This window comes from Bartonella sp. AP7XZML (assembly GCF_042195745.1).
Classification (GTDB): Bacteria; Pseudomonadota; Alphaproteobacteria; order Rhizobiales; family Rhizobiaceae; genus Bartonella.
Window position 1 is genome coordinate 77,611 of the sequence record NZ_JBHIOT010000101.1, and the last position, 26,899, is coordinate 104,509.

Here is a 26,899-nt window from a genome sequence, read left to right on the forward strand (position 1 = left end):
TTCTTTTCGTAGATAATAAATTGATTTATCATCATAATTCATTTTTTTCAATTTGAAGAGAGTCCTCAATATCGGAAGACTTTCTCATTTCAAATTTATTGATGTTTAATCATAAAAACACCTCTCTTGCACATCACAAACTGAGTTGGCATAGGTTGGCATACAAGTGAGGGTTTATGTGGATAAAAATTATTGAAGAACAAGAATAAAAATTCTCTGTATAAATCCTTTTAAATGTGAGGGCTGTTGCAATATTGTGTATTCTGTGACCGATAGTCTCGTTACAAGTTACACAAACGGCTTATTGTTTGGGTGAAATTTTTATACATTCATTTGTTTTTTGTATTTTCTTTTCTTAAGAAAATTTCCAATGTTATCAATGGTTTTAATTCATACCAAGCGCATTTTTATAAAGTTCAATGATTGCTTCTTCTTCCATTCTTTCATGCTCTTCTTTTTTACGCAGCCGTATAATGCTTCGAACAGCTTTACTATCAAAACCAGAGCCTTTAAGTTCAGTGTAAACGTCTTTAATATCATCAGAAATGGTTTTTTTCTCTTCTTCTAGTCGTTCAATACGTTCGATAAAAGAGCGTAATTGGTTTACGGATATAGCGTGTGTTTGATCGGTTACTGTATCGTTCATTGTATTTTTCTCCAAGTTATATATTTTAAGTTGTTTTTCGACGACGAATTTATGTTAAAAAAGCTTGAAAACAAAAAGTAAATCAAGCTACACAGCTTTTTTACAAATTGACTTTAAATATTTTGTAAAATTTTTAAGATATATGCATTGATAAAAGGGCTATAAAAAGAAAAATATAAAAATATACGTTTTAGATTTGAAAAGCTTTAAAAAAAGAAATGTGTAATTTGTTTTGAGAATTTGGCATTATAGAGGAAGTTTTGTGATTTTAAAAAAGCGATATTGGGTGTTTCAGAAAGGATTAAAAGTTTTTCTCTTGAGCATTTTGCTCTTGTTTCCCCTTGTTGTTTTTGCAAAAGCTGACTTTAGAGTTTGTAATACAACCCAACAGTCTGTAGGGGTTGCTCTTGGATATCGTACATTTTCAGGGTGGGTGAGCGAAGGCTGGTGGACGGTACCAGTGACGGAATGTAAAACTTTAATTGAGGGGCCTCTTGCTTCACGGTTTTATTATTTTTATGCGGAAGGGGCACAAAAAAAAGGGAACTGGGCAGGCTCTGTGACCATGTGTGTACAAGATAGCCAATTTACCATTCAAGGGGTTCATGATTGTTTCCCTCGAGGATATCAAAAGGCTGAATTTAAAGAGATCGATACCGGAAATCAAACCAGTTGGATGGTACAGTTGACGGATGAGTCTTTGTTAAACAATTCAGTTATACCTTCTCTTTCAGGAAATTCTCCACCGTGAAACGTGCACGTAAAGTAAAAATTATTGCGACTCTTGGTCCTTCTTCTTTTTCTCGTTTGATGATTGAGAAGCTTTTTAGGGCAGGGGCAGACGTTTTTCGTCTTAATATGAGCCATACTGATCGTGATATGCTGGGTGATTTGGTCAAGTCTATACGAGAAGTTGAAAAAACAGTTCGACGCCCCATAGGTATTTTGGTGGATCTTCAGGGGCCAAAACTGCGTGTGGGACGTTTTGCTAAGGGGCAAGAAGATTTGCGTGTTGGGCAAAGCTTTACATTAGATAATCGCGATGTTCTTGGTGATGCACAGCGTGTTTTTTTCCCTCATGAGGATGTATTTTCGGCTGTTAAACCAGGGGATCGGTTGTTGATTGATGATGGAAGGCTGGAACTGCGTGCGCAAGTTTGTGATGGTCATACTATACAGTGTCGCGTGGTTGCTGGAACCCGTATTTCTGATCGAAAGGGTGTCAGTTTTCCCGATACAATTTTGCCTTTTGATTCGATGACGTCAAAAGATAAGGAGGATCTTCAGGCTCTTTTACAGCAGCCTGTTGATTGGGTTGCTCTTTCTTTTATTCAACGTCCAGAAGATATTATAGCGGTGCGTCGATTGATGAAAAGCAAGGTGTCTTTGATGGCTAAAATCGAAAAGCCTCAAGCCTTGGAGCATATAGAGAAGATTATTGAAATTTCCGATGGTATTATGATTGCACGGGGTGATCTCGGTGTGGAAATGCCTCTGGAAAAGGTCCCTGCACTTCAGATGGAGTTGATAAAAGCTTGTCGTTTAGCTGGAAAACCGGTTGTGGTGGCAACACAAATGCTCGAATCAATGATCACATCTCCTGTTCCCACACGCGCAGAAGTGTCGGATGTTGCTACAGCAGTTTATGCAGGAACAGATGCGGTGATGTTGTCTGCTGAATCTGCTTCTGGTCGCTATCCTGAAGAAGCTGTGCTTATGATGGACCGAATCGCGCGGCAAATCGAACAAGATCATACTTATGCCGCTCAGGTTGGGGCACAACATCCAGCACCAGAATCAACAGGAACAGATGCGATTTCTCTTGCCGCGCGTCAGATTGCTGAAACACTTGAATTAGCAGCTATTGTTGCCTATACGGCTTCAGGAACAACGGGGGTACGCGCTTCTCGTGAACGCCCTAATAGACCGATTATTGCTTTATCGCCCATTGTGGAAACAGCAAGGCGTTTGGCTCTCGTTTGGGGGCTTCATTGTGTGGTCACGCAAGATGCTCGCAATTTAGAAGATATGGTTGATCGAGCAGCAGCCATTGCATTTCAGGAAGGCTTTTGCCAAGGAGGGGATCGTTTCCTTGTAACAGCCGGTGTTCCTCTTGGAACGCCCGGTGCGACAAATCTCTTGCGTATTGCTTCTGTCTCTCAAGATGGAACGAAAGGGATTTGAGCCGTTTACGCATGGTGTTTTTTCATGCGCCTTTGAACAGGCTTTAAAAACAACGGGTGTGCGCCTCTTGTGAATGCCTCCATAGACCCATTATTCTTTTATCTTCTATCGTAAGATAGAAAGGTATTGCGTTAGGTCGTCCAGTTTGGGGATGGGAGCAGATGCGGTGATGTTGTCTGTTGATTTTGTTTTAGTTCTGAGGAAACTGCTTTTACGGTAGGCATTTAATGGGAGCCCCCTTTTATTTCATTGAGACAGATTGGGGATTGCTTTATTGATGTTTATACGAACGAGATGTTTATTGATAATGAGAGTTCATTCTTTCGCTTTTTGGATAAGAGCCTTGAAATTTTTCCCATTTTAAACTTTTGCAAACAGAATTGAATAAAATTAAAATTATGTGCCTAAAAAATCGTACTGGTATGTTATGAGAAAAAGTGATGGGTGAATGTGTTTTTAAAATATGCTTTGTCGAAGCATTTTCAACATATTGATTTATAATGATAATTTATCGTTATTAAACTTGAATTAGAACCCCGAATTCCGTAAGATTCTCTTAAATTTATTTATGTTTTGTTAATCATAACTCTTTGCTTGTACGTCATAAGCGGGTGGGACATGTGGGTAAAAACTGTACAAAAATACCTCTTATGAATCGTTTTACGAGCCAAGGGGGCTATCGCAATATTGAGGGCTGACTATAATGATGATGCCGACTTGCTCTTTCTTTTATTAAGCTTGGAGATTTTGAGGGGTGGGGAGAGAAATATGGATTATTTGTTATAAGGATAAAAATAGCGGTAGAGGATGTTTTCAAGAGCTATTATTGTTGTTTATGATGTTTGAGGTTGTATGAGATTAACATACTCTTCGGGTTTGACTTTTTTCCTGCTCTAAAGGATGAAAATACTTAATTCACGCTGGTTTATAAATGATACGGTTCTTTTCGGTGGGTTTCATCGGATGGACATCTCAGGTGCAAAGACTCCATGGTGCTTATAGTATCAAATAGCGGTGTTTTACGGTATAATAGATAAGGTTATTTTTTAATATATATTGAATCTGCTTGATATTATCTAAGGGGCAAGGATTTTTGGGCATGCATTCATAGGGAACATGAATATAGCTCTTTTTTTCGAAGGGTGCTTTATTTGTTTGTTGCTGTTGTCATTTATATGATTTTTTTACAATGATGTTGATTTTGTTATCTTATTGCGCGGTTAAAAGACATCTCATTTGAAATGTGGTGATATAAGGCAGTCTCCTTGATATAGGAAGCGTTTGTGCGGAGGTGAAATATTCAGGGTAGGGCTTTCTTGTTGAGGTTTAAGTTAATCCCATAAGTCGTGAGTAGCTGGAATCCTTCCTATAAAAAACCAGACTGTTTACACACTGGTGTGGGTTTAAGAATTTTTATCCTGTGAGATGTGGCGGACAAGTCAAATCTCTGGTTTATTACGCGCTGATGTACTTTTTAGAAATCTTCCTGTTCCTGTTCTTGTTCTTGAAGGTTTGTGCAGTTTTGATCATCTTTGAGCAATTGGTTGGTGAGATTTTCAATGCGTTGTGTGGTGTCACGCATAATTTTCCCCATGGTGCGGTCTCTTTCGTTGTGGAGTCGTAAAAGAGTATTGTAGTCTTCTTGTAATTTTTTATTTTCTCGTTTTATTTCTTCCATTTCATCAATAATCATTATGCCAGCCATAACCGATAAACGATGGTCGCCAATTTCACCAAAATTGTTTTTTAAATGTGTGATATATTGATCCAATTGAGCAGCAAGCGCAATAAGACGACGTTCTTGTCCTTTGTCACAAGCCATGCGATAAACTTTACCATCAATGGTAACGGAAACAGTTTCCATATATTCAAACCTTTATCTATCAATAACAACACGAATTGTTTCCATTGCTTTAATAAGACGTTTGGAAACTTCTTTGTTTACGGACTCTAAGCGTTCAATTTGGGCTTCAGCTTTGTCAAGCGCTTGGGCAAGATGGCTGCGGTCAGCATTCATTCGTTGGATTTCTTCTTCCCATTCGTTATTTTTATCAATAACGGCATTGCGGTTTATTATGGTGATCTCTAAAGTTCTAAGTGCCTTTTCTAGGTGCTCTAAAGCATCTTGTAGAACTGTAGTCTCTTGGTTCATTGCTTTTATCCTTTGGGTAATTGTATCCTTTATCAATGTGTTATGCAAAAACGAATCACTTTCACTCTTGTGTTGTGTGCATTTTATTTTTAAGTATGTAGGATATTTTAGCAAGCAAAGCAGGGGATAGATATAAATTAAAAGCTGGATTTTTTGCGCGTATTGGCATAAATGACATGGATATACAGAACGCGTGAGGGGAATGTTATTAATATTATTGAAGTGGTGGCAAAAAGTCTCACGCTAATGGTTAGAAAATAGTATTTCTTGAGAATTTTAAGAGAATACGGAAAAAGCAACAGAATAACGTATTTAACGAAATGGTCGATTATTCATGACAAACACCCACCAACAGAATCAGATGGCCAATGCTATCCGTTTTCTTGCTATTGATGCGATTGAAAAAGCAAATTCTGGTCATCCGGGCTTGCCAATGGGAGCTGCCGATATTGCTACGGTTCTTTATACAAGATTCCTTGCTCATGACCCCAAAAAACCTCGCTGGCCTAACCGTGATCGTTTTGTGTTATCAGCAGGACATGGGTCTATGTTGCTTTATGCTCTCTTGTATCTTTCTGGTTATGAAGATATTGGCATTGAAGATCTCAAAAATTTTCGCCAATTAGGAGCAAAGCTTGCTGGACATCCAGAATATGGGCATGTGGCAGGAATCGAAACAACGACTGGTCCTCTTGGACAAGGGTTGGCTAATGCTGTGGGGATGGCTCTTGGAGAGCGTTTGCAAAATGCTCGTTTTGGTGATCTTATCAACCATTACACTTATGCGTTGGTGGGCGATGGATGCCTTATGGAAGGGATATCTCAAGAAGCACTTTCCCTTGCTGGTCATTTGAAACTCAATAAGCTTATTGTGTTGTGGGACGATAATAATATTTCTATCGATGGAGAGATTTCCCTTGCTGACAGTACAGATCAGATTGCGCGTTTTAAGGCATCTGGTTGGGAGACACATAAAGTCAATGGGCATGATCAAGCAGCAATTGCGCGGGCTATTGAGGCGGCACAAAATTCCGATAAACCAACTTTGATCGCTTGTAAAACAACAATTGGCTTTGGAGCACCCAATAAAGCGGGTACCAATAAAGTTCACGGAGCCCCTTTGGGCGCACGAGAAATCACTGAAACCCGTATCGCGTTAGGGTGGGATGCTGAGCCTTTCGTTATTCCAGCCGATATTCTCGATAATTGGCGCTTGGCTAGTCTCAATGCTGCTAAAAAACGCCAAAAATGGGAAGAAAAATTTGCTGATCTTCCTGTCTCAGAGCGTGTGGAGTTTGAAAGATTGATGCGGGGCGATCTCGTGGGCGGATTTGATGGCGCTATTGATACTTATAAACAGAAATTGGTTGAAGAGCGCCCCGTTGTTGCTACGCGTAAAGCTTCGGAAATGGCTCTTGAAGTGATCAATGAAGTCGTTGTTGAGACTATTGGTGGTTCGGCTGATTTAACCGGATCTAATAATACAAAAAGTAGCCAGATGAAAAGTATCTCTGCTGAAGATTTTTCAGGGCGCTATCTGCATTATGGAATTCGTGAACATGCAATGGGAGCTGTGATGAATGGTCTTGCCCTTTATGGCGGCTTTATTCCTTATGGGGGAACCTTTTTATGCTTTTCTGATTATATGCGTCCTGCTATGCGTTTGTCTTCTCTCATGGGGTTGCGGGTGATTTATGTCATGACTCATGATTCTATTGGTCTTGGTGAGGATGGTCCGACCCATCAACCCGTAGAGCATTTGGCTTGCCTGCGTGCAATGCCTAATCATTTTGTGTTCCGTCCTGCAGATGCTATGGAGACAGTCGAGTGTTGGCAATTGGCTTTGAAAGCATGCGGGACGCCTTCTACCTTGGCTTTAAGTCGACAAAATCTACCGCTTTTGCGTCAAGAGTATGAAGAAGAAAATCTCTGTATGCTTGGTGCTTATGAATTTCTAACAGCTAGCGATGATGCACAAGTGACGCTGTTTGCTTCTGGTTCAGAATTGCAAATTGCAGTGGAAGCACATGCGGTGTTAGAAGAAAAAGGCATCCCAACGCGTGTGGTTTCTGTGCCTTGTTTTGAACTTTTTTCTCAACAATCTCTCTCCTATCAGCGTGCTCTCATTGGAGATGCACCGATTAAAGTTGCCATTGAGGCTGCTGTCGCCCAAGGATGGGACCGTTTTATTGGCTGTGATGGTGTGTTTATTGGTATGGAGGGCTTTGGGGCAAGTGGAACAATTGATGCCCTTTATGCGCATTTTGGTATTACTTGGGAAAATGTTGTTGCTACCGTTGAAAAAGAGCTGGAAAAGATCAAAGAGGAAAAGACAAAGTGACAGCTTGTGTTGTCATGAATGGGGTGGTTTTAGGGCATCATATTCTGTGCAGTGTTGTGGATGATCTTGTGCATTGTTGTGGATAAGTGAGTGAGTGATCAAGATATTGACATTGTGGGAATTAATGATTTTGGATTGGTGAAATACCCATTTATTGTGTTTTAAATGTTGTGCTTTTAAAAATTGATGAGGAAACATGTGAAATGACAGTTCGTGTTGCAATTAATGGGTTTGGTCGTATTGGTCGCAATATTTTACGTGCACTTGTGGAAAGTGGACGACAAGATGTTGAAGTGGTTGCAATTAATGATTTGGGATCGGTGGAAACAAATGCCCATTTATTACGCTATGATTCAGTTCATGGGCGTTTTCCTGGGATCGTTAAGGTGGTAGGGGATGCTATTGATGTGGGAGGTGGTTTAATAAAGGTATGCGCAGAGCGTGATCCTGCTCAATTGCCTTGGAAAGATTTGGATATCGATATTGCTTTGGAATGTACGGGTATTTTTACGGCACGTGATAAAGCAAGTGCTCATTTAGATGCGGGGGCAAAGCGTGTTCTTATTTCTGCGCCTTCTGAAGGAGCAGATCTTACGGTCGTCTATGGGGTTAATCATCAATCTTTAAGCAGCGAGCATCGCGTTGTTTCAAATGCTTCTTGTACAACCAATTGTTTGGCGCCTGTTGCACAAGTTTTACACAACACGGTGGGCATTGAAAAGGGCTTTATGACAACAATCCATTCTTATACGGGTGATCAACCTGTATTGGATACAATGCATCGGGACCTTTATCGTGCACGTGCGGCAGCTCTTTCTATGATTCCTACCTCAACAGGAGCGGCAAAAGCTGTGGGATTGGTCTTGCCAGAATTAAAGGGATTGCTTGATGGTGTATCGATTCGTGTTCCGACCCCTAATGTTTCTGTGGTTGATTTGACATTTATCGCTAAGCGTTCCACAACAATCGAAGAAATTAATACAGCTATTGCTACTGCTGCACAAGGTTCTTTGAAGGGCGTTTTAGACACTACAGAAGAGAAACTCGTGAGTTGTGATTTTAATCATAATCCTCATTCAGCTATTTTCCACAATGATCAAACCAAAGTGATTGATGGTAAGCTCTGTCGCGTTCTGGTTTGGTATGATAATGAATGGGGCTTTTCTAACCGTATGAGTGATACGGCTGTGGCTTTTGCTAAGACAATATAAGAGGACCTCAGGGTCTTCTTTTTATAGGGAAAAGTCTCATTTTTGTGCAATTTTGAGAAAAACAGTTAGAGGCTGTTGTTCTCATGCGCTAGAGAGAAGAGGCTATTGAAAAATTGATGATGTGTTTTGTTTTAATACTGTGTCAATACGTGCTTTTAAAAGATGCATGAAAGAGTAAACTTTTAAAAAGTAAGATCTGAACGAGATACCTTTTGAGAAAACGTTAGAAAACAGGAGATGTAAACTCTTTTTCCTAGAAGTAAAAGGAAGCTTTAATAGAGATCAAGTTGAGCCAATGCATTTGTTTGCCACAATGGAATATGAAGATTAAGAGCAATGGTGGGCTTTTGTACATTTGACGATAAAAGCTTTGGATTTTTATTAAGCAAAGGGTGAGAGATAGGCTGTCGTGGATCTCTTGTAAAAGCAAAGAGGGGGATAAGTGGAAAGAAAAGTGGGCAGGGTTGTTGGATGCGTTTTTATTTGAAACAATGGAAAGTGAAGAGGAAGCAGTGATGGGGTTTCGTACACTTGATGATGTTGATGTTTTGGGTAAACGTGTTCTGGTGCGCGTAGATTTTAATGTTCCTATGGCGCAAGGTAAGGTATGCGATGAGACGCGTCTTGTACGACATAAAGAGACACTCGTTGAGCTGCAAAAGCGTGGTGCTAAACTTATTCTGCTTTCTCATTGTGGTCGCCCCAAAGGAAAGGTAGAGCAAGAGTTTTCACTCCGTCCTGTTGTGCAAGTGCTGGAAAAGATCATTAATCAGCCGGTTGCTTTTGCTCCTGACTGTATCGGTTCGGCGGTGCAGGTTGCAGTTGAGTCATTACAAAATGGTGGTGTTTTACTGCTTGAAAATGTTCGTTTTTATGCTGGTGAAGAAAAGAATGATTGTTCTTTTGCAGAAGCTTTGGCTCATAATGGAGATCTCTATGTTAATGATGCTTTTTCAGTTTCTCATCGTGCCCATGCTTCGGTGGAGGGAATAACGCATTTGTTGCCTTCTTATGCAGGACGCTCTTTGCAAGGTGAATTGCAGGCATTAGAAAAAGGACTTGGCAATCCAGCACGTCCTGTGGTTGCTCTTGTGGGAGGAGCAAAGGTTTCTAGTAAGCTTTTTGTGCTCAATCATTTGGTGGAAAAAGTTGACTCCTTGGTTATTGGTGGGGGGATGGCTAACAGTTTTTTAGCTGCGCAAGGTATCCATGTAGGGAAATCACTGTGTGAACATGCATTGATGGAAACGATAAAAAAAATCATTAAAAAAGCGCAAGAGTGTCACTGTACGCTTTTGCTCCCTCAGGATGCTGTCGTTGGATTTCGTTTTGAAAAAGATGCACCGCATCGTCTTTATGACATTGAAGATATTCCACAAGATGGCATGATATTGGATATTGGGACGCGCTCTATTGCGCATATCAATGCTGCGATAGATGAAGCTGCTACTCTTGTGTGGAATGGACCCCTTGGTGTTTTTGAGATGTCTCCTTTTGATAAGGGAACAATTGCCGTGGCACGCCATGTAGCAGAACGTAGTTTGACGGGAAAGTTGGTTTCAATTGCGGGAGGGGGCGATACGGTTTTTGCCCTTAATCATGCCGGTGTTGCCAATGATTTTACTTATCTTTCGACTGCTGGAGGAGCTTTTTTGGAATGGATGGAAGGTAAGGTTCTTCCTGGTATTCTTGCCCTTATGCAGGCTTAAAGGGCTTCTTTGGAGGGGAAGGTTAAAGAAAAACTATACGGTCGTGTAGAGTGTTTTGATAGTGTTGCGCATTTTTAGAAATTAAGACAAAATAAAGAGGAATTTTTTATGAATGAACGGCTTGAAGATATTGCACTTGCTTTGGTGCATGCGGGTAAAGGTATTTTGGCGGCAGATGAAAGTACGGCGACCATTGGAAAGCGTTTTGAAAGCATTGGTGTTGAATCCAATGAAGATAAGCGCCGTGCTTATCGTGAAATGCTTTTTAGTACAAAAGAAGCGATGGAAAACGCCATCTCTGGGGTTATTTTATTTGATGAAACCATTCGGCAAAAAGCATCAACTGGGAAAATGTTGACGGATCTTATTCGGGATTCAGGCGCTTTGCCAGGGATTAAAGTTGATACCGGTGCAAAGCCCTTGGCTGCTTTTCCCCAAGAAACAATTACCGAAGGGTTGGATGGTCTTCGTGAGCGGCTAAAAGATTATTATGCTTTGGGAGCACGTTTTGCTAAATGGCGTGCGGTAATTGCTATTGATGAATACACTTTGCCAACAAGAGGCGCCATAAGACAAAATGCACAAGCTCTTGCACGCTATGCTGCCTTATGTCAGGAGTTCAATATTGTGCCCATTGTTGAGCCGGAAGTGTTGATGGATGGATCATCGTGTGGGCATTCAATTACACGCTGCTTTGAGGTGACACGCACTGTTTTGCAGGCTGTCTTTAAAGAATTGTTTGAAGCTCGTGTTCTTTTGGAGGGGATGATTTTAAAGCCCAATATGGTGATTGATGGAAAGGATGCTCGCAAGGCTAGTGTTGAAGAAGTTGCTGAAAAGACCGTCCAAGTGCTTAAACAGACTGTTCCTGCCGCTGTTCCCGGAATTGCTTTTCTTTCTGGAGGGCAGTCTGATCAGGAAGCAACGGCGCATTTATCTGCTATGAATTCTTTGGGCGTATTGCCTTGGAAATTGACCTTTTCCTATGGACGAGCACTGCAAGCAGCTGCCTTAAAAGCATGGGCAGGAAAAGATGAAAATATTGCTGTTGCACAGAAGGCATTTCGTCATCGCTCTCGGATGAACCATCTTGCGGCTTTGGGACAATGGACAAAAGAACAAGAAAAAGCGTGCGATTGAAGCACAAGCCCTGTTCTTAAATGCGGGGAGATTTTGCATGTTTCTGCGTGATTTTAGGTGCCCTCATCATGATAAGAATGGTGGGGGCATTTTAGGCTTGAAAGCTTTCTCAGAGAGTTTTTTCCTTGGACCTTTTAAAAGTCTTTAATGGGTGCTATCGAGAGATAAGATTGCGGGAGAGGTGCACTTTCGAGAAGGGGAAATAATGCTAGGAAATTTGTGAGTGCACAGCACTTTAGTATGGTGTCGTTCATGGGTGGGCACTTGCTTTTTGCGTGAAAATCATAAAGCTCATACTGTATTGAAGAGTTTGATATTGTGATATTTTTTCTTTTTCATGTTATCATTACTTGTCATCAGCAGAATTTATTTGATTGCAGTTTTAAAGGTGGATTAAGCGGGTAGATTAGAGAGTTGCGATTTCTGAGCGGATTAGAATACAGCTTATGAAGCTTTTCTGCGTCAGGATAGCTTCCTCTTCAATGGGGGTAGTTTTTCTATTGGCGAACGAATTGAATAACTCTTGCGAAAGAAAATAGATTTGCACCTCAATAAAACACCTATTTTTTCGTTAAAATGGATAAATTTTTCTTGTATTTTTTGATGATATAATTACAAATGTCTAACTTCATAGCATCTTGGCTTAAAACGGGGGGAGTTGTGGACGGTATATCTTCTAAAAATAACAGTATATCTTCTAAGAATACAAGCATCAAAAGAAAAAATCGATACGCAGAACAGAGCTTTTCTGCAATTATGATGCGAAAATTGTGCAATATGGTGCGTGGGGTATTCGAAGGGATCTTTACAGTATTTACTTTCACAATTTTTCTTATCCTGTTCAACATACGTGGACCGGTTCATGCCATACTAAGCTTCTTTTCGGGTGCGAGTGGATTAGCGTGCTTTTTCTTTTTTGTCGGATACTACTTACAACGCCGCGAAGCAACAGCAGATGAAGCCGGTATATCGCTCACATTAATCTTAGCAATTGGTGAAGGCGTTTTTTCTATTTGCTGCATGTATGCTATGTGGGGTTACGACGCTCTCTTGTTCCGTTTAGCACCTCCTGGGTATGTTCTTATTCTCCCTGAATAAATAGAGTGCAATTCGTTTGCATACAAATAAAAATGAGAGGCTGTCTGCCTCTCAAATTCTTAATAATCGCTCTCCAAAATAATGACATCAGATCCGCTTTAATGAAGGGACTAACAAGCTTTGGGTCCTTAAGCCTCAAGGCAACCCTTTACAAGTTGCGCCTAACGGCATCCTTAACCTTAAGACAGCAAAACGGCTTATTTTGTTTTTCTCATGCGGTTCTGAAATCATGATATAAGGGGCAAGCTTCTCATCGTGCCTAAATGGTAACTTATCGTGTGTTAAATGGAAAAATGAGAAAAAGCATCTTTATGCAATATAATCCAATTATGATTTTTTGATTTAAACATAAAGGGTTTCAAGTCTTCTACAAGCAGATACGATAAAAGGGGGAAAATCGCCTATACTTAGCAACTAAGGCGTATTTTAGATGCTCTTGATATAGCTATATCAACAAATGATTTTGAATGACTCATCCTTTTATCTCTATTCACTAAAAGGTTATTTTGAGGGTTCTTGGTTAATGACTGTAAAGGAAAATTAGCACATAATATTTCGCTTTGCTGGTATAGATGCTGAATGAGTTAATTATCTAGAGGATCACTGAAGAGGGAGTGCTAAAAAATGATGAAAATCCTCTGCACTTCGGTGAATTCGTGGTTGAAGCTATAATCGTAGAACTTGGCTTATCTGGTACTGAAACAGCTGAATGGTTTGAAATGGTTAGGGTGTCAGTTCTGCATATGCTTGGCTCGCTATACAAAAAAATTATGATTTAGTGCAAGCTTTTAAACATAAATACCCTAAAGATATATCTTCTTTGTATATGTTCTTATCATCGTTAAAATGCCTTCTTAAAGCACGACAGGGGATGCTATAAAATTGAGAGCTGTAAAATATATGGGGCAGGGGGTGAGAAGATGGTGTTCAATCGAAGTACTCTATCCTTATTTTTATGGGCTATGCCTGAAAGAGAGAGCTGGAGAGACAATTTATGAGCAAAGAGAACGGTGTTTTGAGGTTGCGGTGTCTGCAAGAGCAGAACAGTGGTCATGGTGATATTTACAAACAATAAATTTGATAAAATTTTACGATTTTGCCAAAAGCCAGTTTATTATAAACGCTGTTTCTCATGTGCTCTCACACAAAAGTTATAAGAAGCCCAAAAGTGCTAAAAAAGTCTTTGCTCTTTTTCAATAAGACGGATCTGTAAACAATATTCAAAAAGTGTTCGTGTTTTTGAAAGAGAATAAAAGGATACTCTTGCAATAGAGAAGCGTATTTGTGAATTACAATTTGTCATGATTTTCGGTAAACACTATTGTTTAGAGCGGTGAGAGAGGGCATGAAAAATTTTCATATTCAGTTTTTTTAAAGAGTGTGGTCAGTCTTTAGGGTAGTGCTTGTGTCCCTAGAGCCTATCAAGTGAGCCGCATAAGGGTTTCAGCAAGCGAGCACCATTATACTCTTTGCCAGCGTATACTCTTTTGTCAGCGCCCCAATGTTTTGACAGCCCTTAGAACGTAAAGGGGCAAGAGAGGTATTTTATTCCTTTCTTGTACCGTTTTACTTCACACGCCAACTCTGCTTGTGATGAGCAAGCCAAGCGATTTTGTTTGACTCACTATGAGGGTTTGACATGAGAAAATCCTATGGTATTCATGATCTTTCATGAAAAACAATGAATTATCCTTATAAATCAACGTGACAGTGCTGTTATGAAGAGAACTCTTTGCACATCTTAATAGCTCATAGCGATTTAACTGGGTATTATTTTATATTCTGTACACAGAAGTGTCTTTATAAAAATACTCCATCTTGCGCAGAAAAAAGAACAACCCGTTAAAAAAGAAAAACATCTCAATGCTTGCTTTTCTTTTTTCCATGAGAGATTTAAATTGATAAGCCTGTCTGAAAAAAGTGCTGTTTATGCCCTTAAAGATATTGCTCTTGTATCAAGATTACTTATTCGGGTGAAAATTGCAATTTTGCGAGGTAAGCATAAACGCCATTTTTTGCCACAAGTTCGGCATGGGTTCCTTCTTCCACAAGGGCGCCTTTATCCATAACAAGAATGCGATCTGCTTTTAAAATTGTTGCCAAACGATGTGCAATGACCAAGGTTGTGCGGTTTTGCATCAACCCTTCTAAGGCGTCTTGCACCAACTTTTCACTGTTTGCATCTAAAGCAGATGTTGCTTCATCAAGCAGCAACAGGGGTGCATTTCTTAAAATTGCCCGCGCAATACCAATGCGTTGTTTTTGTCCCCCAGAAAGCATGGTACCGCGTTCTCCTACTTGCGTATCCAAGCCATCTGGTAAAGCTTGAATAAATTCAAGTGCATTAGCCGCTTTAGCAGCAGCAAGGATTTCTTCTTCATGGGTATTTTCAGTTCCAAAAATAATATTATCACGCAATGTTCCATCAAAAATAGCAACATCTTGTGGAACATAGGAAATTGCACTGCGTAAATCTTGTAAAGAAAGGCGATTAATTTCTATGCCATCCAACCGAATTGTTCCATTTGTCGGATCATAAAAACGAAGGATCAAAGAAAAAATGCTGCTTTTTCCTGCTCCGGAAGCCCCAACAAAAGCAACCGTTTCGCCTGCTTTTACAGAAAATGAAAGCGAGCGTAAAACCTTCTCTTGTGGTCTAGAAGGATAGGTAAAATCAACCTGATCAAAAACAAGTTCACCTCGAACAGGTTGCTCTAATGATAAAGCATTTTTAGGAGCTACAATAGTAGGTTGTTCTTGTAACAATTCGGCAAGCCGTTCAGCAGCGCCTGCTGCTTGGATTAATTCTGCTCCCAGTTCCGATAATTGCGCAAAAGTAGAAGCTCCAAAAACCGCATAAAGGACAAATTGCCCTAATGTCCCTCCTGTCATCGTTCCATTCAAAACATCACGCGATCCAATCCATAAAACAGCAACCACACTGCTAAAAACCAAAAAAATTGCAAACCCCGTAAAAAAGGAGCGCAAGATTACAGAAGCACGTGCTGTTTGAAAAGCACGTTCTATCAATTGTGAAAAACGTATTGTAACGAGTTTTTCAGCGGTAAAAGCTTGCACAGTGCGAATAGCACTTACCTGCTCTGTAGCAACAGCATTGGCATCTGCGAGACGATCTTGCGCCGCGCGGGTACGAGAGCGAACTTTACGTCCAAAGACGACCAAGGGAATGGCCACAACAGGAATAGCCGCTAAAACCAACAAAGACAATTTAGCATTGGTGATCACCATCATCACGACGGCTCCGATCACGATAATCAGCTGACGCAAAGCGGTAGAGGCGGTAGAGCCCACAGCTAATTTTATTTGTGTGGTATCTGTTAGAAGCCTTGAAACAATCTCTCCTGAATGTGACCGATCAAAAAAAGCAGGAGAAAGTTTCATAATATGGACAAACACATCACGCCGTAAATCGGCAACAATCCGTTCTCCTAAGGTGATAACACAATAATAACGGGCTGCTGAAGCAAATGCGAGAAACAAGGCTAAGATAAACAAAATTCCAAAGTAAAAATTGATATGTCCATGGCTTGAAGTAGAAAACCCATGATCAAACATTTGGCGGATAGCCACAGGCAAAGCTAATGTGACTAGAGCAGCAAGAGATAACGCTAGAAAAGCAAAGATAAACAACCAACGATAGCGCAAAAGATAAGGAACAAAAATTGCAAGCGAAGAGAATGAAGATTTCTTAGGGGAAGACTTTGTCGATTTTTCTGAACGAGAACGTAATGTCATAAAATTTTTCTCACTGTATTGGATTTGTAACACTTGATACAATGATGTATCTTGAACACTTGTTTTTTGATGCGTGCTCGGCTATAGGAATAAATACTTTAAATCAGTGTATCAAAAAGACAAAGGAAGCGCACTTAAAAAAACGAGCAAGTGTTCTTTCATTCTATAAACGCAAAAGGTTTGACGCATGAAAGCGAATATTCATCCCAACTATCACAAAATTACCGTTGTAATGACGGATGGAACCCAATATACGACGCGTTCCACTTGGGGAAAAGAAGGTGATACCCTTAATCTAGATATTGACCCAAGAACGCATCCAGCATGGACAGGTGGGTCCCAAACACTTGTAGACCGTGGCGGTCGTCTTTCTAAGTTCAAAAATCGTTTTGGTAATATTGGCATGTAAAAGCCTCCTTTTTATGGGGTACAAGGGTTTTAAACAAAACGATTGCAAACGATGAGTTTTTGATCCTATCAAAGAGTGCACTTTAAATATTAATTCAAAAACGCATCCGACATAAACAGATGGGTCTATAAATAATTGTGGTTGCGTTTTTTAAATTCAAAAATCATTTTGAAATATACGCATAAATCCTTTCTTCCCTAGAGTATAAAGACTTGAAATAAAATAATTGCAAACTTTTCTTCTTTTTTTGGAACTGAACATACCCATGGAGAGGAAATTTTTGCCGCTTCTAAAGCTGCCAATGTATTTGAATTTATTCAAGCTTTACCAAACGTTTTTGATACGCAAGTAGAAGAACGTGGTACTATGCTTTCTGGGGGGCAAAAACAACGCATTGGTATTGCACGCGCGATTTTAAGAAATGCAGCCCTCTTACTGCAAGCCGGCACCATCATTATATTTGCCAACTCGTGGATGTTGCTACAGCCTTTAGCATTTGAGACGATTCATGAGAGGCATTTTAAGTCCTTTCTTAATAGTTTTTTTATTCACGCGGGTTTTCCCCGCTTGGGACATGCAAGAAACATAGTTTTGGTTGATTCAACATGGAACAGATTTGAAATGAGAGAATCCTATGATATTCAGAATTCTCATTCAACATATAAAACAATGAATTATTATTATAAATCAAAATGTTGCTATTTGATGAAGTAACATTTGCTTTAGATGCAAACAGTGAAAAGTTGGTGCAAGATACTTTAGAAGGATTGATGCAAATTCCTAAATCCTGGTCATTGCACATCGTTTGGCAACAATTTTAAAAGCTAATCGTATTTTCGTGATAGATAAAGGCGCTTTTGTGGAAGGAGGAACACACAACTCATTATAAAAAATAATGTTTATGCGCATTTGGCTCAACTGCAATTTTCATCTGAGTAAGTGATCTTGATACAAGAGCAGTATTTTGAAGGCCATAAACAGTACTCTTTTCAAACAGGCTTATCAATTTGAAACTCTCATGGAAAAAAGAAAGGCAAGCATTGAGATGTTTTTCTTTTTTAATAGGCTGTTCTTTTTTTTCCTGAGATGAAGTATTTTTATAAAGACACTTCTGTGGACGAAATATAAAACGATATCCAGTTAAAACGCTATGGACTATTAAGATGAGCAAGGAGTTCTCTTCATAACAGCACTGTCACGTTGATTTATAATGATAACTCATTGTTTTTCATGAGAGATTTTACATGGAATTTATCGTTTCAAATTTGGTTATGTTGCATTAGTCAAAACCATGTCTCTTGCATATACCAAGCAGGGAAGATTGCGTGAAGTAAAAATACTTAAAGAAAGAATAAAACCTCTTCATGAAGCGTCTCAAGTTTTAGGGGCTGTAGTAATATTGAGGGGATTAGGAAAGTGTATGATGATGTCGCTTTACTAAAAAAGAGCCGATAAATGAGTAGAAAGACGCTTTTTATCAATTTTATAAAACAAGGTGAGCACGCAGCCATGTTTTGCTGTGTTAGGCTTTTGAGTACTTTGAACCAATATTGTGGGAGTGCATTTTAAGAATTATAAAGCTCTTCTTAAAAGTGCATAAATCATTAGAGTAGTACAATTAAATACAAATTGTTTTATTTTACCAGAAAAAATATCTATATTTTGTTTATTTTTTTTCATAAAAATAGAATATATAGCAAATCCTGAATCAATTATATACATATTGATACAATATCGAGGGATCGATAAAAGAGCTGCGTTAAATACTGGTGAGAATAAAAGAAAGCAAGAATGAGTGATCACGATACTTTCATAGTTATAGTAGGAATAGTTATAATAGGGAGCATAATCTATAGTCTTTGGTTAGCAAATTATCAGAAAAAGCAATTAAGTGAACAACTTGAGCAATATGAGAAATTATGGCAGCTAAAAGATCGAGAGTGCGCGATATACCAAGATATTATTGCACAATGGGAACAAAGGCTTGTTAAAAAAACTCAAAAAATATCGCCAAAATGGATTAAACAATGGGATGAAGAAGTAAAGGAATGGGAAAGGAGTATATTAGAGATAAAAAAAATTGGATACATTTCTGAATCTTATGAATCTAAAAAACAGCAGCATCCAATGGTACAAGATATTTGTGCTCAAGGATATGTAGATATATTTTTTCTCTATAAAAAGGCGCTGGAAGTAGAATTTACTGCTGAGCACATCGAAAGAATAAATGAATTAATGATGCGTCCAATTTTTAAAGAAACTTATCCTAAAGTTGTGCGATTCATGAGACAGAATGGTGTCACATTACGAAAGTTTGTGGACCCTTTGACGAAAAAAAAAGCGCTATAAGCCTACAATGCTGTTGTTTCATTGGTGGTTATATATGATTGATGATATGATTACAGCTGAATACGAACAGCAACAAAAAGATAAAGCTTCAGGGCTCTATCGTGACTTAGCATCTCTGGAAATTTACTTTGAAGACATACCTAAATATACTGAATATGAAACGCTAAAAAAACTGGGAGGATTTGGGAGTATGCCTGGTGACAGTAGTGTACTATGCATTTGTAAAAGAGAGCTTCTATCCTTATTGTATGATGTTTCCAGTGATTATAAGGCGGCAAGAGAAACTTTCATTTACTATAAGATGCTTATTGATACGGTGAAAGAAGGATATATTGCCTTTGATAAAAGTTGTTGTTACTCTACGGTTGAAAGGGCAATGGAGGTTTGTAAAGAGAGAGAGATAAAGAAGAGAAAAAAGACCTAGTCCTTGATGAAAAGATACCAACATTTGAAGAAGCTTACAAATTAGGCGTTAAAGAGTGGATGAAATCATCAAATGAGAAATGCGATAACCGATTGATCTTTTGGGAGAAGCTTACCACACAAACAAAATTAAAAGTTATCTTTGGGGATGAGAAGGTAAAGGTGCTGGAAGAGGCTATTGATAAAAATAAAGAACAGTTTGAGAATGAAATACAGGCAGCGGTTCTCGCAAATAACTATTTGAAGTGCAATAAATCTTATGCCTATTTGATACATACTTTAGAATAATGCTGAAAAGAAGGAGAAGCTGATAACAATTGTATGAATCGGTGAATTTACTGAAACCTCTGTTATCACACGCGGTGGTGAAACATATTGATAAGCAGTGAGAGTAATGTAGAGCAGCCCTTACCAAAAAGGAGAGAGTGGGCTCTTCTAGAGTCAATATTTTTGCGCGCAGTGTAAGAATGATCTCTCAAGAGAAGTAGGAGAGGCTTTTGCCTCAGGTGCGATAATTGCTTTTGGGGCGTTTGGTTATGATGGGATTTGTGTTTATTGCCTTTTTCAGTTTGTTTGCAGGGGAATTTGAATAACAGAAACGTCAATAAGGTAAGCTATTGGGGATTGCTTTTTTGGGGGCTTATAGCAAGTACATTTTTTGTTCGTGGTGATGTTTTTTGTCACTATCTAATCAGTTATTTCCTATCGTTTTCTGTAAAGAAACTTAAAAACTCTTTCTTCATGTGTTTGTTTAAGGTTCTAAGGGTTTTGTAAAAAACTGTAAGAATTAAATGCTTTTTTGAAGTTTTTTTTATAGTTTGATGCGAATGTGTTTATTGCAAGCAATGATGTGTTTTTGCGAAATATATCGCTGCTGCCTTCTTTATCAGTGACAAAAACACCGGCTTCGCGAAGCATTAGTATGCCGGTAGTTCTATCAAAAATTTGTAGATTGTCTTCCCAAAAGCTATCGGTTTTTCCCGCGGTACCATAAGATAAACTCAAGAGCAGCGCCAAAACGGTGAAGTCCGGCAACTTCCATCATTATATTGCGTAATTCAATAAGATAGGCTCCATGATTTGGACGACCAAAATGAGGCATGCTTGTAGCAATGACACAATCTTCCAGTCTGCGTCGAGCAGAAACACGACAGCGTCGGTTATTGAAAAAAGCACCATACCCGCGTTCTGCGGTGAAGAGTTCATCACTCACGGGATTGTAAATGACACCACCAACGATTTTTCCTTGGCTTTCTAAGGCAATGGAAACAGCAAAAAAAGGAATGCCATGGAGAAAATTTGTAGTGCCATCTCAAAGGGTCAACAATAAAACGGTGTTGTGAATCTTCTCCAATGATTTCTTCTGACTCTTCCATCAGAAAACCAAATTTGGGGTGCGCTTTGCTTAATTCATTGAAAATAATTTTTTCCGCTTTGCGATCTGCTTGGCTGAGGTCATCTGCTGGATTTTTTTAGGCTTAAATGCCTTTTTTGAGAACTCTTTCTAATTTTAGGCGAATGTGTTCATTGCCGGCAATGATATTTTTTTTGCGAAATATATTGTTGCCGCCTTCTTTATCGGTGACAAAACCACCGGCTTCACGAACCATCAATATTCCAGCAGCCATATCCCAAATTTGCAGGTTATCTTCCCAAAAGCCATCGGTTCTTCCAGCAGCCACATAAGCTAAATCAAGAGAAGCTGCACCAAAACGGCGAAGTCCGGCAACCTCTGCCATCACATTACGTAATTCAATAAGGTAGGTTCCATGATTTGGGCGACCAAAATGAGGCATTCCTGTGGCAATGACACAATCTTCTAGTCTGCGTCGAGCAGAAACGCGACAGCGGCGGTCATTGAAAAAAGCACCACACCCGCGTTCTGCGGTAAAGAGTTCATCACTCACGGGATTGTAAATGACACCACCAACGATTTTTCCTTGGCTTTCTAAGGCAATGGAAACAGCAAAAAAAGGAATGCCATGGAGAAAATTTGTAGTACCATCTAAAGGGTCAACAATAAAACGGTGTTGTGAATCTTCTCCAATAATTTCTTCAGACTCTTCCATCAGAAAACCAAATTTGGGGCGCGCCTTGCTTAGTTCATTGAAAATAATTTTTTCCGCTTTGCGATCTGCTTGGCTGACATAATCTGCTGGTCCTTTCAAAGACACTTGCAAATTTTGCACTTCACCGTAATCACGTACCAACGAGCGTCCTGCTTTCATTGCAGCTTGCACCATGACATTCATGACTGCAGAATGGGCCATTTTTTATTCCTTTATTTATCTTTTTCATTTGCGCGACGCAAATAAATCAACTCATTGGTGTCTACAATGATACGTTCACCAGCATTCATAAAGGGGGGAACAAGAATCCGAATCCCGTTTTCAAGAATGGCGGGTTTATAAGAGGAGGTAACCGTTTGTCCTTTGATGGCAGGATCGGCTTCTGCAATCGTGACAGCAACTTGATCAGGAAGTGAGATGCCAATAGGCTTTTCTTGATAAAGTTCAACTGTGACTGTTATCCCATCTTGGAGAAAAGCAGCACGTTCACCAACAAAATCCTTTTGAAGTTCTAGTTGTTCATAAGATTCTGAATCCATAAAGACCAAAGCATCCCCTTGTTGATAAAGAAATGTGAAATCTTTTTGTTCAAGGCGCACGCGTTCAACTGTCTCAGCAGCGCGAAATCGCTCATTAAGTTTTGTACCATCAATCAAATTTTTCATTTCAACTTGGTTAAATGCACCACCTTTTCCTGGTTTTACAGCGTTGCATTTAACAGCAACCCATAAGCTTCCTTGATGTTCGATCACATTACCAGGGCGAATTTCATTGCCATTAATTTTCATCGTTTCTATCCAATTCTATTCTTGCAAAAAGAACTCTCTTGTTGTCTTTATGGCGCTTTTCTTTGCTGCCTTTAACGGTCAAGCTCTTTTGTTATTTTCGGGCTAAAATCCCTTTGATTAACCTTGCGGCTCTCTCATGGTCCTGTGTGCTCTTTATGGGCTTTCTCCTGCTTTTTGCAAAGAGAAAAGCTTAAGTAAAAAAGGACCTTGATGTATTTTTGTTTTTCAGTTCTTTGCAAGACCATAAAAAGCGCTCAGACGCAAGCTTTTTAAAAATTTGCACAAAAATTTTTTAGAATTTTTGGGGGAATTTATCCCGTTGTGTCGTAAAATATCATCATTGATGGCAATGATATAATTGATGGCAATGATATAAGTTCCGTAAAACCATGAGGTATTCTTATAAGAATATGTGATAAATATTTGAATACGGAGTTTGTTATGAGTGTCTCATGGGATAGAGCGTGGTGTGTGCTATCGCAGGGTGTTCGTTTGTATTTTCATCAGAGATCAGCTGTAAAAGGGCTCTTTGTTTTATCGAGGTTAGAACTCTAAATCTTTTGAGCAGTAGGTATTCTTCTGTACTTGATGCGATTTCATCATGAGGGTATGGGGGTTGTTGTTTTGTGACGATATCCGCATAGAAAAAGACAAGTGGAACATTTAGGATATCGGAAATCTCTTTTAAACGCCCTGCACTGACACGATTTAAGCCGTTTTCATATTTCTGGATTTGTTGGAAAGTAACACCTAAATGTTGACCTAATGTTTTTTGAGACATCTTTAGCATTTTTCGTCTCAAACGAATTTTTTTTGCCAATGAATGTGCCACTAAAAATGTCGTTATAAGGATTTTTACCAAGACCCTAGAAAATGCTACACGGGATATAGAAAACTCTTCAGCTGCTTCAATCACAGATAGTCCAAGTTTTGCATTTACATCTTCGCGTAACAATTCACTAGGGTGTGGGGCATTTTCATTATTTTTAGTATTCTTCTTTTCTTAAATCTCAAAGCTATAATTTACACTATTTTGTATTGTCACAATCTATAATAAAATTTATCCACTCTGGCTAAAAATGAGGTTTTTTATTGAGGTGCAAATCTCTTTGCCTTTCGCAAGAACTTTTAAGTCTTTACGTGTAAAATATAGAGAATGTTTACATTAAATAGCGGGTTCATTTGGGCTGAGTACTTATATGAGCACGTGGTTCTCCGTTCACATTATACTGAAGAAGAGACACTATAACTCTACTATTTAATCTTATTCTATAACTCAAAGTTACACCCATATTTTGTTGCTTTTGAGGTTGATCTGTATAGATCACATTATATCCATTCCGTCGCAACAGATTGATAAATAAAGGAGTAAAGTTGTCTGCTGTATTATTTTTCTTTATAAGAAGTGTGGTTGTAGCTGGTGGTAGAGGTCTCTTGATATCGCTAATAAATTTGTTAGCAACTAATTGTGCCTGACGCTTTGTAAGACTTTGATCAACATAATTTGATGAATAATTGCCTACAGATGCGCAACCAGCTACCAACACAACCGGTGACAGCAATAAATATTTTAACATCTTTAATTCCCCTTACTTATTGTTGCTCTTTATTTGCGAAGCTCCTATTCCAGAAATAAGAGCAACTTTACGCATAGCACATTAACAACATATCGGTATCTAATCAATCGGTTAATTAATCAATGAATAATGGTTTCAGCTGTAAAGGCTGCTTGAAGTGCTTCTGGTGGCGTATATTTTAATAAACTGCTGCTTTTAGTGATTATGATAAAAAAGCAATTTTTTGCGTTTGCATGTTAAGATCATGTCCTCTATCACTATTATAAAATGATGTGTTAAGTGTTATTCCAGATTGATCAAAAAAATTTTCAAGCATTGCTTTTTGAGGGATATCTTTTTTTAATACGTATGAATGCTTATCCTGTTTGCTGTAAAATACTATCGTTTGAGGTGTGGTGCTATAAGGTATCAAATTTTGCACATGTGATGTTTTTATGAGAGTGTGTGGTGAATATTTGAGGGAGCTTGTCGGGATAATTTTGTGAAATGAACCACATAAAATGGGAAGCTAAAAGAGTTCTGTTCTGAGAAGACGGATTGTTTCCCAACTGGATAGGGAAGGGGCTTCTGTCCTTTGAGGGGTGGGAGGCAAGTCAAGAATAGAGAGTGTAGCGCCCTATATTATGATGTTAAAAGCTTCATTTTGATCAGAGAGTAATTGTAAAATGGCTCTTTGTTTTATCGAGGTTAGAACTCTAAATCTTTTGAGCAGTAGGTATTCCTCTGTACTTGATGCGATTTCATCATGAGGGTATGGAAGCTGTTGTTTTGCTGAGGTGTCCGCATAGAAAAAGACAAGTGGAACATTTAAGATATCGGCAATTTCTTTTAAACGCCCTGCGCTGACACGATTTAAGCCGTTTTCATATTTCTGGATTTGTTGGAAAGTAACACCTAAATGTTGACCTAATGTTTTTTGAGACATTTTTAGCATTTTTCGTCTCAAACGAATTTTTTTGCCAATGAAAATGTCGTTATCAAGATTTTTGGCTCGCATTTTAAAGCCCCCGCCGGTTGCGAGCGCCCTCGCGTTGGTATTCCGGGAGTCTAAAAACACTGACCTCGAATCAGCATTTTGCTTTTAGTGCTTAAAGCACCTGGACATAGCAAAATCTCCCGGAATTCCGGGATACCCGCAAAGCGGGGTAAATTTATGTACGAGGTTTCGGGTTTTTAGAGCCCTATTGGTCGTTGCGTATGCGACCAAAACACCTTTCAATATGTAAAGTAATTTCGGAGGCTTGGCAATAAAAAATAGCTTTTTACTGAGAGTCGGCGTGTTTTTCATCCAAGCAAAAAGAATGAAAAAATAGATCTTGCGGAATTTTCGGGATAGTCTAGCTCTTTTGCTTATTGGATATTGTTTGTTAAGCAAATGATACCAGTGCGTTTTCTTTACCAATGAAAATGTCATTATCAAGATTTTTGGCTCGCATTTTAAAGCCCCCCGCCGGTTGCGAGCGTCCTCGCGTTGGTATTCCGGGAGCTTGAAAATACTGAATCCGAATCAGCCTTTTTGCTTTTAGTGCTTAAAGCACTTGGACAGAGAGCAAAATCTCCCGGAATTTCTATAAATTTTATCTTTTTGATGCAGAGAGGAGTATTTTAAAAAACAGGAAGGAGCTTTATTGCTTCTTTGTGCGCTTTTTCTAGTTGTGCCTTATCCATGCCTTGGAGCATTATTTCAAGATCAGGAGCTTGCATTTTTGCCTCCTTTGCGAGCATATACCATGCCGCTGCCATTATTATATCGCCTTTTGTTCCTGTGCCATCTCGATAAAGCCTTGCAAGGGAAATCTGTGCTGGTGCTACCATGTTGATAGCATTTCTTTGAAGTAAATGAAAAGCACGCTGAAAATCTGTTTCTCCTCCACGCCCTTGTACAAGCCATTGTGCTAAATGAAGTTGAGCTTTTAAGTGGTTGTTTTGAGCTGCTACTTCCATGAGCTTGCGGGCATTGCGATCATCCTTTGGTCGTTTTAATGTGCCTAAGGAAAGAATTTTTGCAGCAGAAAAAGCCGCTTCAGCATCCCCAAGAGCAGCACCTTTTAAGTACCATTTTAAGGCTTGCTCTATTGCTTCATTTTCACGACTTTGGGAAGAAACACCAGGGAGAGCTTGTTTTTCCTGTGAGGCTTTATAAAGAAGCAGTTGTCCATAATAAAAATAGGCTTCCTTGACGCCTGCTTTGACAGCTTTTTGAATGAATTGCGCACCAAGTTCTTGATTTTGTTTTATAAAGTTACCATCGAACAACATAAGTCCATAGCGTAGTTGTGCTTGGGGTTCCCCCTGTTTTGCAGCGCGCTCAAACCATAAAGCAGCACGCGCACCGTCAATAGGAACAGCACATCCTTCCATATAAATTCGGGCAAGAAGAGTTTGTGCAAAAGGATCATTTTTTTCAGCACGTCGGAGTGCTTCACGAAAAGCTTTTAAATAATAACCTTGGATGTAATAGTCATAGGCTTGGTCATAGTCTCCAGCTTTTAAGGGCTGAAAGGGTTCTTGAGTGTTTGAAGCTTCTTGAATCGTATTGAAAGAGCTTTCAGAATTTGAGATTTCTTCAGTATTTCCCGCTGAACTTACAGCAGAACTTGCAAGCCCAATCACGCCTAAGATGAGCAGCTTCACGCTTCTCTTGATCATGGTGTTTTCTCCTCATTACCGATCAGAATTTTCACATTTTTTTTTCATCATTACAAGCCGTATAAGAATTTCATTTCTATATTACTTTTTATCTCTCAGTTTTTCGTCTTGGTTCAAGGTAGGGTTGGGTAAGTTAAAAAAGTAGCATAAATGTCGACGAGAGACAGACTGTTTAAAACAGTTCTGTTAAAAATAATAATGATGAAGGGTTATCGTATGTAAAGATGCTTATCTTCTATTATATCAATGGCTTCTCCTCTTAAAATGAAAAAATGCTTACAATGGGGGCTGCTTTTTAAAATACGTATGAATGTTTATGAATAGCACACACTATCGCGTTATGTTAGCTTGCATTCTCATCAGAGATCAGTTGTAAAAAGGCTTTCTTTTTTACCGTG

The 26,899-nt window shown here is 39.0% G+C and carries 22 protein-coding genes and 3 pseudogenes; 14 read left to right on the plus strand and 11 right to left on the minus strand.

What is annotated here, in order from left to right; genetic code table 11:
* Positions 1 to 385 precede the first annotated feature (385 nt).
* Complete coding sequence (locus tag ACFILT_RS08580; protein WP_005774567.1) at positions 386 to 646, minus strand: DUF2312 domain-containing protein; 261 nt, start codon at positions 644 to 646, stop codon at positions 386 to 388.
* 262 nt (positions 647 to 908) lie between these two features.
* Here ACFILT_RS08580 and ACFILT_RS08585 point away from each other — a divergent pair, with 262 nt between their 5' ends.
* Positions 909 to 1,397 (plus strand): DUF1036 domain-containing protein, encoded by a 489-nt coding sequence (locus tag ACFILT_RS08585; protein ID WP_273790491.1) that lies wholly within the window; start codon positions 909 to 911, stop codon positions 1,395 to 1,397.
* Positions 1,394 to 2,830 carry a pyruvate kinase gene (pyk, locus tag ACFILT_RS08590; RefSeq protein ID WP_375678371.1) on the plus strand — a complete coding sequence of 479 codons (1,437 nt, stop codon included), beginning with the start codon at positions 1,394 to 1,396 and terminating at the stop codon, positions 2,828 to 2,830. Before ACFILT_RS08585 ends, pyk begins: the two co-directional genes overlap by 4 nt.
* A gap of 1,474 nt (positions 2,831 to 4,304) precedes the next feature.
* On the opposite strand, the gene ACFILT_RS08595 is transcribed toward pyk, so the two are convergent.
* Positions 4,305 to 4,694 (minus strand): cell division protein ZapA, encoded by a 390-nt coding sequence (locus ACFILT_RS08595; RefSeq protein ID WP_375629691.1) that lies wholly within the window; start codon positions 4,692 to 4,694, stop codon positions 4,305 to 4,307.
* A gap of 12 nt (positions 4,695 to 4,706) precedes the next feature.
* On the minus strand, positions 4,707 to 4,982 hold the full coding sequence (locus ACFILT_RS08600; RefSeq protein WP_005774573.1) for a DUF4164 domain-containing protein: 276 nt from the start codon (positions 4,980 to 4,982) through the stop codon (positions 4,707 to 4,709).
* 334 nt (positions 4,983 to 5,316) lie between these two features.
* On the opposite strand from ACFILT_RS08600, the gene tkt reads away from it, so the two are divergent.
* From tkt to ACFILT_RS08630, 6 genes are all read left to right on the plus strand, one after another.
* On the plus strand, positions 5,317 to 7,323 hold the full coding sequence (gene tkt, locus ACFILT_RS08605; RefSeq protein WP_375678372.1) for a transketolase: 2,007 nt from the start codon (positions 5,317 to 5,319) through the stop codon (positions 7,321 to 7,323).
* A 203-nt stretch (positions 7,324 to 7,526) separates the two neighbouring features.
* Complete coding sequence (gap, locus tag ACFILT_RS08610; RefSeq protein WP_375611739.1) at positions 7,527 to 8,534, plus strand: type I glyceraldehyde-3-phosphate dehydrogenase; 1,008 nt, start codon at positions 7,527 to 7,529, stop codon at positions 8,532 to 8,534.
* Positions 8,535 to 9,049: 515 nt separating this feature from the next.
* Entirely contained in the window at positions 9,050 to 10,243 is a 1,194-nt protein-coding gene (locus tag ACFILT_RS08615; protein WP_375678384.1) for a phosphoglycerate kinase, read from the plus strand.
* Positions 10,244 to 10,351: 108 nt separating this feature from the next.
* Complete coding sequence (locus ACFILT_RS08620) at positions 10,352 to 11,383, plus strand: class I fructose-bisphosphate aldolase (protein WP_375678374.1); 1,032 nt, start codon at positions 10,352 to 10,354, stop codon at positions 11,381 to 11,383.
* Positions 11,384 to 12,139: 756 nt separating this feature from the next.
* On the plus strand, positions 12,140 to 12,481 hold the full coding sequence (locus tag ACFILT_RS08625) for a hypothetical protein (protein WP_375679906.1): 342 nt from the start codon (positions 12,140 to 12,142) through the stop codon (positions 12,479 to 12,481).
* A 656-nt stretch (positions 12,482 to 13,137) separates the two neighbouring features.
* On the plus strand, positions 13,138 to 13,260 hold the full coding sequence (locus tag ACFILT_RS08630) for a hypothetical protein (protein WP_375678375.1): 123 nt from the start codon (positions 13,138 to 13,140) through the stop codon (positions 13,258 to 13,260).
* A gap of 1,186 nt (positions 13,261 to 14,446) precedes the next feature.
* Here the strand turns inward: ACFILT_RS08630 and ACFILT_RS08635 are convergent.
* Positions 14,447 to 16,237 (minus strand): ABC transporter transmembrane domain-containing protein, encoded by a 1,791-nt coding sequence (locus ACFILT_RS08635; protein ID WP_375678376.1) that lies wholly within the window; start codon positions 16,235 to 16,237, stop codon positions 14,447 to 14,449.
* Between the two features lie 187 nt (positions 16,238 to 16,424).
* Here ACFILT_RS08635 and rpmE point away from each other — a divergent pair, with 187 nt between their 5' ends.
* The 6 genes and pseudogenes from rpmE to ACFILT_RS08665 all read left to right on the plus strand — a co-directional run bounded on the left by rpmE (position 16,425) and on the right by ACFILT_RS08665 (position 19,706).
* On the plus strand, positions 16,425 to 16,646 hold the full coding sequence (gene rpmE, locus ACFILT_RS08640; RefSeq protein WP_005774581.1) for a 50S ribosomal protein L31: 222 nt from the start codon (positions 16,425 to 16,427) through the stop codon (positions 16,644 to 16,646).
* Between the two features lie 246 nt (positions 16,647 to 16,892).
* Positions 16,893 to 17,132: pseudogene (locus ACFILT_RS08645) on the plus strand (ATP-binding cassette domain-containing protein); the annotation flags it as partial.
* Positions 17,133 to 17,338: 206 nt separating this feature from the next.
* Positions 17,339 to 17,585, plus strand: a pseudogene (locus ACFILT_RS08650) (ABC transporter); the annotation flags it as partial.
* An 852-nt stretch (positions 17,586 to 18,437) separates the two neighbouring features.
* Positions 18,438 to 18,995, plus strand: coding sequence for a hypothetical protein (locus tag ACFILT_RS08655; RefSeq protein ID WP_375679907.1), 558 nt, complete (start codon positions 18,438 to 18,440; stop codon positions 18,993 to 18,995).
* Positions 18,996 to 19,029: 34 nt separating this feature from the next.
* The gene (locus ACFILT_RS08660; RefSeq protein WP_375679908.1) at positions 19,030 to 19,419 is read left to right on the plus strand and encodes a hypothetical protein; all 390 of its coding nucleotides are present in this window, start codon (positions 19,030 to 19,032) and stop codon (positions 19,417 to 19,419) included.
* A gap of 59 nt (positions 19,420 to 19,478) precedes the next feature.
* Positions 19,479 to 19,706, plus strand: coding sequence for a hypothetical protein (locus ACFILT_RS08665; RefSeq protein ID WP_375679909.1), 228 nt, complete (start codon positions 19,479 to 19,481; stop codon positions 19,704 to 19,706).
* 526 nt (positions 19,707 to 20,232) lie between these two features.
* Here ACFILT_RS08665 and ACFILT_RS08670 read toward each other — a convergent pair.
* The 7 genes and pseudogenes from ACFILT_RS08670 to ACFILT_RS08700 form a co-directional block, all read right to left on the minus strand.
* A pseudogene (locus ACFILT_RS08670) lies at positions 20,233 to 20,890 on the minus strand (inositol monophosphatase family protein); the annotation flags it as partial.
* A 6-nt stretch (positions 20,891 to 20,896) separates the two neighbouring features.
* The gene (locus ACFILT_RS08675) at positions 20,897 to 21,688 is read right to left on the minus strand and encodes an inositol monophosphatase family protein (protein ID WP_375678378.1); all 792 of its coding nucleotides are present in this window, start codon (positions 21,686 to 21,688) and stop codon (positions 20,897 to 20,899) included.
* Positions 21,689 to 21,699: 11 nt separating this feature from the next.
* A complete protein-coding gene (gene efp, locus ACFILT_RS08680) occupies positions 21,700 to 22,275 on the minus strand; it encodes an elongation factor P (RefSeq protein ID WP_375679910.1) in 576 nt (191 codons plus the stop codon).
* 439 nt (positions 22,276 to 22,714) lie between these two features.
* Positions 22,715 to 23,128 (minus strand): helix-turn-helix domain-containing protein, encoded by a 414-nt coding sequence (locus ACFILT_RS08685; protein ID WP_375678385.1) that lies wholly within the window; start codon positions 23,126 to 23,128, stop codon positions 22,715 to 22,717.
* Positions 23,129 to 23,453: 325 nt separating this feature from the next.
* On the minus strand, positions 23,454 to 23,852 hold the full coding sequence (locus ACFILT_RS08690; RefSeq protein WP_375678379.1) for a hypothetical protein: 399 nt from the start codon (positions 23,850 to 23,852) through the stop codon (positions 23,454 to 23,456).
* Positions 23,853 to 24,468: 616 nt separating this feature from the next.
* The gene (locus tag ACFILT_RS08695) at positions 24,469 to 24,849 is read right to left on the minus strand and encodes a helix-turn-helix domain-containing protein (protein ID WP_375678380.1); all 381 of its coding nucleotides are present in this window, start codon (positions 24,847 to 24,849) and stop codon (positions 24,469 to 24,471) included.
* Positions 24,850 to 25,457: 608 nt separating this feature from the next.
* Positions 25,458 to 26,501 (minus strand): tetratricopeptide repeat protein, encoded by a 1,044-nt coding sequence (locus tag ACFILT_RS08700; RefSeq protein WP_375611748.1) that lies wholly within the window; start codon positions 26,499 to 26,501, stop codon positions 25,458 to 25,460.
* Positions 26,502 to 26,899 lie beyond the last annotated feature (398 nt).

Coding starts and splice junctions, on each gene's coding strand:
- ACFILT_RS08580 (WP_005774567.1), bottom strand. CDS start 646: ATGAACGATACAGTAACCGATCAAACACACGCTATATCCGTAAACCAA.
- ACFILT_RS08595 (WP_375629691.1), bottom strand. CDS start 4,694: ATGGAAACTGTTTCCGTTACCATTGATGGTAAAGTTTATCGCATGGCT.
- ACFILT_RS08600 (WP_005774573.1), bottom strand. CDS start 4,982: ATGAACCAAGAGACTACAGTTCTACAAGATGCTTTAGAGCACCTAGAA.
- tkt (WP_375678372.1), top strand. CDS start 5,317: ATGACAAACACCCACCAACAGAATCAGATGGCCAATGCTATCCGTTTT.
- gap (WP_375611739.1), top strand. CDS start 7,527: ATGACAGTTCGTGTTGCAATTAATGGGTTTGGTCGTATTGGTCGCAAT.
- ACFILT_RS08615 (WP_375678384.1), top strand. CDS start 9,050: ATGGGGTTTCGTACACTTGATGATGTTGATGTTTTGGGTAAACGTGTT.
- ACFILT_RS08620 (WP_375678374.1), top strand. CDS start 10,352: ATGAATGAACGGCTTGAAGATATTGCACTTGCTTTGGTGCATGCGGGT.
- ACFILT_RS08625 (WP_375679906.1), top strand. CDS start 12,140: ATGATGCGAAAATTGTGCAATATGGTGCGTGGGGTATTCGAAGGGATC.
- ACFILT_RS08635 (WP_375678376.1), bottom strand. CDS start 16,237: ATGACATTACGTTCTCGTTCAGAAAAATCGACAAAGTCTTCCCCTAAG.
- rpmE (WP_005774581.1), top strand. CDS start 16,425: ATGAAAGCGAATATTCATCCCAACTATCACAAAATTACCGTTGTAATG.
- ACFILT_RS08655 (WP_375679907.1), top strand. CDS start 18,438: ATGAGTGATCACGATACTTTCATAGTTATAGTAGGAATAGTTATAATA.
- ACFILT_RS08660 (WP_375679908.1), top strand. CDS start 19,030: ATGATTGATGATATGATTACAGCTGAATACGAACAGCAACAAAAAGAT.
- ACFILT_RS08665 (WP_375679909.1), top strand. CDS start 19,479: ATGAAATCATCAAATGAGAAATGCGATAACCGATTGATCTTTTGGGAG.
- ACFILT_RS08675 (WP_375678378.1), bottom strand. CDS start 21,688: ATGGCCCATTCTGCAGTCATGAATGTCATGGTGCAAGCTGCAATGAAA.
- efp (WP_375679910.1), bottom strand. CDS start 22,275: ATGAAAATTAATGGCAATGAAATTCGCCCTGGTAATGTGATCGAACAT.
- ACFILT_RS08690 (WP_375678379.1), bottom strand. CDS start 23,852: ATGTTAAAATATTTATTGCTGTCACCGGTTGTGTTGGTAGCTGGTTGC.
- ACFILT_RS08695 (WP_375678380.1), bottom strand. CDS start 24,849: ATGCGAGCCAAAAATCTTGATAACGACATTTTCATTGGCAAAAAAATT.
- ACFILT_RS08700 (WP_375611748.1), bottom strand. CDS start 26,501: ATGATCAAGAGAAGCGTGAAGCTGCTCATCTTAGGCGTGATTGGGCTT.